Source organism: Pseudoalteromonas sp. SR45-5, from assembly GCF_014163565.1.
In the GTDB taxonomy this organism is placed as follows: Bacteria; Pseudomonadota; Gammaproteobacteria; order Enterobacterales; family Alteromonadaceae; genus Pseudoalteromonas; species Pseudoalteromonas distincta.
Window position 1 is genome coordinate 1 of sequence record NZ_JACJDN010000675.1, and the last position, 2,069, is coordinate 2,069.

1 protein-coding gene is annotated in these 2,069 nt (G+C 40.2%); it reads right to left on the reverse strand.

Going from position 1 to position 2,069, the window contains the following annotated elements; genetic code table 11:
• Positions 1-170: 170 nt before the first annotated feature.
• Positions 171-2,069: prolyl oligopeptidase family serine peptidase (locus H5072_RS17880; RefSeq protein ID WP_182694319.1), on the reverse strand; the 1,899-nt coding region annotated here is incomplete at its 5' end.

Sequence of the window (2,069 nt, forward strand, 5' to 3'; positions counted from 1 at the left end):
GATGCTCATTTAATTGGTGTAATTGGCGGGACTCTGCTTGCCATACCACTGGTTATAGAGCTCTTTAAAAAGAAAAAATAAAGTTAGATTTTGTTCAACCCAATAAAAACGCCGCATTAGTTAACTAAACCAATGCGGCGTTTTTGTTTTTATACTTTAAGAGTTAAAGATTAAAGTGTTTCTTTAAATAACTTATGAATACGGCGGTATTCGTCTAACCAGCTTGAAGGCTGTACAAAACCATGTGGTTCAACAGGAAATATAGCTGTTTCAAAGTTTTGTTTTTCAAGCTCTATTAAGCGCTGCACTAAACGCACTGAATCTTGAAAAAACACGTTATCGTCAACCATTGGTGAGTTAATTAATAAACGCTTGTTTAAACCCTCAGCATAATAAATTGGCGAGCTGCGCTCATACGCAATCGGGTCAACATCAGGGTGGTTTAATATATTAGCCGTATAACCTGTGTTGTAATGCGCCCAATCGGTAACAGGTCTAAGTGCCGCACCCGATTGAAATAACTCAGGCGCGGTAAACAATGCCATAAAGGTCATAAAACCGCCGTAAGAGCCACCATAAGTGCCGACTGCTTTGGTATCAACATTGGCATTTTGCGCCATCCATTTAACGCCATCGGCTAAATCTTGTGTTTCAGGCGTTCCCATTTGACGATAAATTGCGGTGCGCCAATCACGCCCGTAACCTTTAGATGCGCGGTAATCCATATCCATTACTATGTAACCTTCATCAGCGAGCAATGAATGAAACATAAATTCACGAAAATAAACCGAAAATCCCATATGTGAGTTTTGTAAGTAACCCGCGCCGTGGTTAAAAATAACTGCTTTGCGATTTTTACCTACTTCACCTTCAACGTAATCAGCTGGGTAGTACACTTTTGCGTATATTGGTTGTTCGGTATGGCTCGATGGCACAGCAACAATTTTAGGTGCAGTTAGCTTTTTAGCTAAAAACTCATCCGACACTGTATGAGTTAATCGCGTTGCTTTTGTATTGGCTTTAGCATCTGCTACGTAAAGCTCATTAGGCATAGTAATTGTAGAGTGCTTAAGGAGTAACTTGTTTTCATCTGGGCTTAACGTGTAATCGGTCATACCATTTAAGTCAGTTACTTGCTCGCTATTACCTGTTTGTGGGTTAACACGGTAAATTTCATACAGGCCTGGGTGTTCAACATTCGCTTTATAATAAATTGCGCTGTTGTCACTGGTAAGCGTTAAGTTAGAAACTTCAAATTGGCCTTGTGTTAGCGCGGTTGCTTTGCCATTAATTGGTTTTTTATAAAGCTGGCTGTAACCTGACTCTTCCGATAGGTAATAAAGCGTATTTGAGTTATGTAACCACCCAAAGTCGTTAAACGCATAAGCAATCCATGCATCGTCATGCAGGCGATGTTGCGACACAAGTTTGTTGTTTTTAAAATCTACCGTTGCAAGCCAGCGGTCTTTGTTGTCCCACGCTTCAAGCATTACAGCTACTTGCGAGCCGTCATCGTTCCATACTATTGGGCTTTGCTCAAAACCCCAGTCCATAATAAAGTTAATACCACGAGGTGCCTTTTTAGACTTATATGTTTTACCATCACGTGCATAATTTTCTTTTTTAACTGCGGCTAAAACATCTTCGTCAAAGCCCGGTAAGGTATTAAAGCTAAGTGATGTTTGCTCTTTGTTAGTTAAATTGATGTAGACAAGCTTTGAGGTTTCTTCTTTAGCGTCGGCTACACGGCGGCGTGCTTTTTTAGGCTCAATCGTTGCATCATTAGTGATGTAATTTGGCATAATATCGCCATCACCACGCCAATCAGTTTGCTTTTGTACAACGACTAATAACGCATCACCATTTGGCGAAAGCTGGGCCTCAGCAACTTTATTACCGTCACCTAAGTAGTAAGCCGTATTAGCAATTGAATCGTTTTGTTCATTAATTTGCTCATTACGTGCTTGCTTGTCTTTTTTATTTTTTTGTTGAAGCGCCACAAACTTAATCAATTTATGCTGCTCTTTAGCAATATACGTGCTTGGCTCTTCAATCCCTTTTGGCTCATC